Below are 6,394 nucleotides of genomic sequence, written 5' to 3' on the forward strand. Positions count from 1 at the left end.
GAACAAGAGCATCCGGGAGTGGACCGAGCTGCTGGCCGGCGACGAGGTGCTGGCCACGGCCATCCTCGACCGCCTGCTGCACCGAGCGCATGTTCTCAACATCAAGGGGCGCAGCTATCGCCTGCGGGATCTGGAGGAGGCTCTCCAGCGGGCTCACGCTTGAGCCGTCGTAAAACTGGATGTCGCCTTATCTCGTAAATCTCGGTGTCGCTTGACACCATCCGCCGACTTCGGCCTCAACACACATGGGATGACGTGGCCCGAGTTCTCAATGCCTCAGGACAATCATGGACAGCCGAACGGCTGCGGCGGACGACCAAACGGCTAGTGAAGGAAGGTTTGGCCGAAAAGTCCCTTCTGACGAAGTCCCCTCCCCGTCTTCCCAACGAGCGCTTACTCACGCTGGTTGCGGGCATCGCTATGGCGGCACCTAACCTTACCTTGCGTGAAATAGCTGCCCAGTTAGAGCGCATGCGGGAACGTGCCCCGCGCGGAGGGGCGCGATGGTCAGCGTCGTCGGTGAAGTCCCTCCTGGACCGGGCGGCTAAGCTTGGGCTAACCACCAGTAACACAGGGGCTGAATAGGGTTGCAACAGCCCGCCTACCAGTCTCCGTCTGTCTCATCGAAGCTGGAAATTTCGCTCGCGATCTCCTGCAGCGCTCGATCCAACGGGCTATGCCGGCGGGCATTAAGAGTGCGGTCACCACCCCCCTTCCCTGCCCGTGCCATCCGCTTCTTGAGGATGCGAATGCCTCGAACGACTAGATGAGCAAGCTCTTCATCACCTAGCTCGTTAACCATATCTTCCAGTTCGTAGCGGCTTGAGCGCTGTGCCAGAGAAGCAAGCGAAACAGCCTGGACAGGGGGCTCCTTAGGAATCTCACTTTCGGTAGGGGCCAGTCGTTTGGCAGCTGCAGGCTTTGGCGCCGGTGCCCCAAAGAGGTCTCCCTGTCTCTCGTCCCAGGAATATCGCCGCCGCATCAGGCCCCTTCTCCAAAGTTGGCGCACTCATACCTTCCTTTTGGTAAGGCGCTCGCCCTGGCTCCGGATCCGGGATCGGGCCAGTCCTGTAAGTTACAAGATGAAACCGAAGCGTGCACGCGTGCCCTATACTGTGCCCTCCCCCATCGGATATCTTCCATTGGGCATCCGGTGGCTTCATGGAGCAAATTTGAGAAAGGCTTCCCTCAAACAAACCTTCAAGTATTGGAGGCTATCGACCTGTGCCTCCACGTTGTTCTGCCGCGCATGGGATGCACCCACGAACGGGAAAATTGTAAGCTTACAATTTGCCCTGCTCGCATCGAACGGCCAGCCAAGTCATCGTCAGGGAAACGCTCACCGCACTTGAATTGTAAGCTTACAATTCTGCTCCACTCAGTGCTCCGAACCCTGCACCCGTGACAACCGACGCCTTGCGATATCGGATCTGAGGAAACGGCATTCCTCCCTCCGCCGGCGTTCGCCTGAAGTGCATTCAGTTCAGACGTCAAGATCGTCGAGCAAGCGGGAAAGCGTGCTCCGTCCGAGGGCGCTCATACTGGGATTGGTCTGCTCGTAATACCAAACCAACCCCATCGCTTGCTGGAACGCCCACGCTGCGCCGCGCTCCCACTCGACTTCACCCGATCCGAGGTGGCGCCGCACGATGTCCCTTCGGTCGCGGTCGAGAAGATGCCATGTGGCCACAAGATCCAATGCCGGATCGGCTGGCCCGAAGCTGCCGGCATCGAGCACGCCGGCAAGACGCTCGCCATGCACAAGAAGGTTCGCCGGAATGAGATCCCGGTGGCTCATGACGTCGGGCCCGGATGGCGGCAGCTCACGAAGCCGAGTCCACATGCGCCGCAGGCGAGTAACGTCGAGGAGAGCATCGCTATTGTTGAAACAGACTTCCATCCAGGCATCGTGATCGGAAAGGTTGCCGCCCCTCCCTATTCCATCGAAGCGACGACCGTGAGTGTCCGCTGCTCGAAGCGACGCAATCAGGTGAGCAAGATCGCGGGCGAAGGCCGTGGACGTCGCGAATCCGGTTGGCGTCGCAACATCGCCTTCGATCCAGCTCTGTACCGCCCAAGGCATCGGATAGCGCGCGTCAGGTCGACCAAGCCCGAGCGGCCGAGGAGTCGGAACAGGACAATTCTCCGTGAACTCGGTCATGGCTGCGACTTCCCTGTGAAGCATATCAGCACACTCGAGCGGCTTCATCTTGCGGAGAGGAAATCTTGCTGCAGCATCTGATCCAATCCGGTAAATCGCATTGACGGTGCCGATCGTCTCAAGTTGCTTTATCCGTTCATGGCGATACTCCGGGAACTGATCGATGATTATTCCACGAGCGATATTACGATCGATAAGCACCTGATCAGCGTGCATCATGCTGCCAATGTCCGACCAAATCCGCTCCTGCGCCAGTTTGATTGCCCGAAGCTTGAACCCTCGTCACCAGATCCGGACTCGTTCGACCAACTGTGCGGCAACCTAGAAATTGTAAGCTTACAATTTGCCATTAACGATCCTGAGCCGACTAGGGGAGGGGTTCTTAAGCTTGCACAAAATCCTGTAAAGGGGTTCGTAATCTGCAGGATCGGGCCTCAATTTTCAGCAGTCCTCAAGCTGGCGCGTCATCGTGCACTGCCTCGTCCGTATGTGGCTTCACTCAGGATGAAGGGCTGTGGCATGGCCGGCATTGGTGCGACGAGCTGAGTTCTTGCTGGCTGGACGGCCGTCGGAATTGTTAGCTTACAATTCAGTGTCCCAGCTTGCTCAGCTCGATCCACGGCAGGCGCCCTGAGCCTCCCGGTTGTGAGCTTTCAATTGGCAACTACCTCTTCTGAAATCCCCGAGGGCAGGGGTGTGGCCCGGTAAGGATAGTGACAACACCGTTCGTATCGATGGGGTGGGCTCATCCAAGGACAACGCCTGAAAGGATCGCTAACGAAGTGAGCGGCTATGTAAGCCGAATTGTAAGCTCACAATTCGGCATCTTTCGTGCTCAAGGCTTTCGGCTCAGACCATATGCCTCAAATTGTAAGCTTACAATCTTAGCTCCAACTTGGCCGCGAAGACAGCATAGCGTATAGCAGGGCTAGTCCCATTGAAAGGTCGAATTACCAGAATTCTCAAAGTAGCCTTCAGCAGAGGAGAGTAATCTCGATCCCGTCCGAGAGAAACTTGTAAGCTTACAACTTCCCGCCCATCCTTGATCGTGTCTGCCATTGTCTCACTGCTGCCGATTTTCATCTTTCTCCTGCGCGCCCTACCTCTAGCCGGACTGAATATAACTCCGTCGAGTCGCTTCAGCATCTTGGAAGGGGAGGGGGCTGCTCATAACACAGCCGATTCTGCCTCAGCGGATACGATCCCCAAAAACCTGCCCAGCCGCAGTCTACTTGCTTAAAAAGATGTTTTCCGAAGGGGAGTGTTTACGAATTGTTAAACCTCTTAGCTCCTACTGCTCATCAGCGCACATCGGCCCCCATCAGCCATTTCTGCGCAGATCCAGAGGCACGGAAAAGCAGTATGAGCACTCAGGCCGCATTATCGTACGAGACCGATAAAACCTTCCTTGAGCTCCTAGAAAATGACGCGGACGAGTTGGCCTCAAAGCTCCAGGCCCTCCAACGCCGCATTTTCCCACCACTCGCCAAGAAGGCGATCCGCCGTCTGACTTCTGCCGAAGCCGCCAAGTTCATCGGCATCGCCGAGGGCTACCTCCGCCAGATCGCCATCGACGGAAAAGTTGAACTTTCGGAACCTCCGGTCAACGGCCGGCGCACCTACTCGGTGGAAGACATCGCCGCCATCCGTGAATTGCTCGACGCTACAAATCCATCGCGTCAATACGTTCCCCATCGTCAGGGTGACGACAAACTCCAGATCCTGTCGATCATCAATTTCAAAGGTGGCAGCGCCAAAACCACGACCACCGCTCACCTAGCCCAGTATCTGGCCCTAAAAGGCTACAGAGTGCTCGCTATCGACCTGGACCCCCAGGCCAGCCTTTCAACGTTATTTGGTCATCAACCTGAGCTCGACGTGGGGGCAGACGAAACCCTCTATGGCGCTCTGAGGTACGATGATCGCCGAGTCGATATTCGGGAGATCATCCGCTCGACTTATCTCCCCGGGCTGCACATCATCCCGGGAAACCTCGAATTGATGGAGTTCGAGACGACAACTCCCCGTGCGAAGGAAGCCTCGACGTTCTTTGTAAGGATCGCACAGGCCCTCGAGCCCGTCGAAGGTGAGTACGATGTCGTCCTCGTCGACTGCCCTCCCAACCTCGGGTACCTGACGATGGCGGCTCTCTGCGCGGCCACCTCGATCATGATCACCGTTCATCCGCAGATGCTGGATGTCCTCTCGATGGCTCAGTTTCTGCGCATGACAACTGATCTGCTCCAGGTCATCAACAAGGCCCGGCCCATCGCAAACTACGAGTGGATGTCGTATCTGATCACCAGATATGAGCCGAGCGACACCCCTCAGAACCAGATGGTGGGCTTTCTACGCTCACTGTTCGGTCCGCGGGTCATGACCAACGCTATGTTGAAGAGCACAGCCATCGCCGATGCTGGCTTAAGTAAGCAGACACTCTACGAAGTCGATCGCCAGAAGTTTAACAAGGGCACGTACGATCGCGCCATGGAGTCACTCGATCTCGTCAATGGAGAGGTCGAGGCTCACATTCGCCGCACCTGGGGGAGAGTCTAATGGCTCGTCTAAATCTTCTCGCAGACCTTATTGATGAAGGAACCGCTCCCGCGGCCAATCAGCCGGTAGAGCAGGGCGACCGTCCGCACAAGGTCGACCGGCCGTTTGCGTCGACGGACAAGAGGCCCTCACGTCCTACCCCACAACTCGGGACGATCACGCAAACCGTCGACGTGCTTGCGCGGGCTGAGGAAATGCAGCGGCAGCTCAGCCAGGGTCAAACGATTGTCGAGTTGGATCCTGCGGATCTCGATGCATCGTTCGTTCCTGATCGCATGGCCCCATCCGAAGAGGACCATCAGGAACTTCTCCGATCCATTCGGGATCGAGGTCAGATCGTTCCTGTCCTGGTCCGTCCTCACCCGACGGAAAATGGACGATACCAGATCGCCTTCGGTCACCGGCGTGTTCGTGCTCTCAAGGAGCTCAGCCTAAAGGTCAAGGCCACCGTCAGAAACTTGACCGACGAGGAATTGGTCGTTGCTCAAGGGCAGGAAAACAATGCCCGCACCAACCTCAGCTTTATTGAAAGGGCGCGCTTTGCAAAGCAGCTCGAAGACAGGAAGTTCACCCGTGAAGTGATCTCCCAGTCGCTGTGTATCGATCCTGGCAATCTCTCTCGTCTGATCAGCGTCGCCTCCAGCATCCCGCTCGATATAATCGACGCAATCGGGCCGGCACCCAGCATCGGTCAAGGCCGCTGGATGGATCTGTCCGCGAGCATGGATAATCGGGCTCACCAGAAAGTCCGCAAAGCATTCACCAGTGATGACTTCCAGCGCCTGTCATCTGATGCGCGCTTCCAGTTTGTTCTTGCTCAGGTCAAGAAGACCGAACGTGCGCAGACAGAAGCATGGACGGCTAACGACGGGCTGAAGGTTGCCAAGTACACGCGCGGCGACAAGAAATTTCAGCTCACGTTGGATGAAAAGCTCGCCCCCGAGTTCGGGAACTTCCTACTCGCCAAGCTGGATAGCTTGTACTCGGAATTCAGAGCGCAGGCCCACAAGTCTGAAGAATGACATCGAACGGGGCTCAGCCAAATGGAAGGGCCCCGGCATCCGGTTTGTTTCCTTCTGCAACGATCTTCAGCACATCATCTGGAAGGGATCTCTATAGTTCCGATGCCTCCGTGGCTGGTCCACAGTCGCGAACACGTGCAAAGGGCTCGAAGGGGAGGGGTGTTCAAACGTTAGTTGGAAGTTCTAGAGCGGGCTATGTACACTTTTGTTTATCGCGAGCAATCGATCGTTTGAAGACGTCTCTCAAGCCTTTTTGTTAACCAGCCGGGAAAGGAAGGACTTCCCACAGGCCTGCCAACATGGCTTAAAACAAGGGTTTCTGGAGCCTTTCAGCGCTATCAAGGCTCGTGGAAGCGCCTCCGGAACCGGTCGCTCGACACACCGCTCCTGATCGGGGAGGGTGCCGCTTTGCAGAGTGCTGGAATGTCTCACTCTACATCGTAGGCAACCCTTCCTTCACTTCTCTCGGCTAAGCTATAGCTTCTTAGATCAATCACTTAGCTCGGGGCGCAAGCGTGGCTTTCGGGGGTCATCGGGGCAGTTTGGGGGACGGTGGGCCTTAGGCTGACCGGATGACGAGGTCGGCAAGGGGCGGAATTCTCGGCTGATCCCCATTCAGGCCGAGCCGGTCGCCAAGATAGTCGAAGAACGACAG

At 56.9% G+C, this 6,394-nt stretch carries 4 protein-coding genes and 1 pseudogene; 4 read left to right on the plus strand and 1 reads right to left on the minus strand.

Features of this window, described 5'->3' with window-relative positions; genetic code table 11:
- A pseudogene (locus FS320_RS35855) lies at positions 1 to 142 on the plus strand (ATP-binding protein); the annotation flags it as partial.
- Between the two features lie 1,341 nt (positions 143 to 1,483).
- Here FS320_RS35855 and FS320_RS35860 read toward each other — a convergent pair.
- A complete protein-coding gene (locus tag FS320_RS35860) occupies positions 1,484 to 2,380 on the minus strand; it encodes a phosphotransferase (RefSeq protein ID WP_192926380.1) in 897 nt (298 codons plus the stop codon).
- Here FS320_RS35860 and FS320_RS46390 point away from each other — a divergent pair.
- The 3 genes from FS320_RS46390 (at position 2,285) to repB (ending at position 5,739) form a co-directional block, all read left to right on the plus strand.
- Positions 2,285 to 2,707 carry a hypothetical protein gene (locus FS320_RS46390; RefSeq protein ID WP_162562920.1) on the plus strand — a complete coding sequence of 141 codons (423 nt, stop codon included), beginning with the start codon at positions 2,285 to 2,287 and terminating at the stop codon, positions 2,705 to 2,707. The genes FS320_RS35860 and FS320_RS46390 overlap by 96 nt on opposite strands.
- A gap of 816 nt (positions 2,708 to 3,523) precedes the next feature.
- On the plus strand, positions 3,524 to 4,717 hold the full coding sequence (gene repA, locus FS320_RS35865) for a plasmid partitioning protein RepA (protein WP_152717125.1): 1,194 nt from the start codon (positions 3,524 to 3,526) through the stop codon (positions 4,715 to 4,717).
- The gene (gene repB / locus FS320_RS35870) at positions 4,717 to 5,739 is read left to right on the plus strand and encodes a plasmid partitioning protein RepB (protein ID WP_152717126.1); all 1,023 of its coding nucleotides are present in this window, start codon (positions 4,717 to 4,719) and stop codon (positions 5,737 to 5,739) included. The genes repA and repB overlap by 1 nt, the downstream gene beginning before the upstream one ends.
- Positions 5,740 to 6,394: the final 655 nt, after the last annotated feature.

This window comes from Microvirga tunisiensis, assembly GCF_009296175.1.
GTDB classification, from domain to species: Bacteria; Pseudomonadota; Alphaproteobacteria; order Rhizobiales; family Beijerinckiaceae; genus Microvirga; species Microvirga tunisiensis.

Coding starts and splice junctions, on each gene's coding strand:
- FS320_RS35860 (WP_192926380.1), bottom strand. CDS start 2,380: ATGATGCACGCTGATCAGGTGCTTATCGATCGTAATATCGCTCGTGGA.
- repA (WP_152717125.1), top strand. CDS start 3,524: ATGAGCACTCAGGCCGCATTATCGTACGAGACCGATAAAACCTTCCTT.
- repB (WP_152717126.1), top strand. CDS start 4,717: ATGGCTCGTCTAAATCTTCTCGCAGACCTTATTGATGAAGGAACCGCT.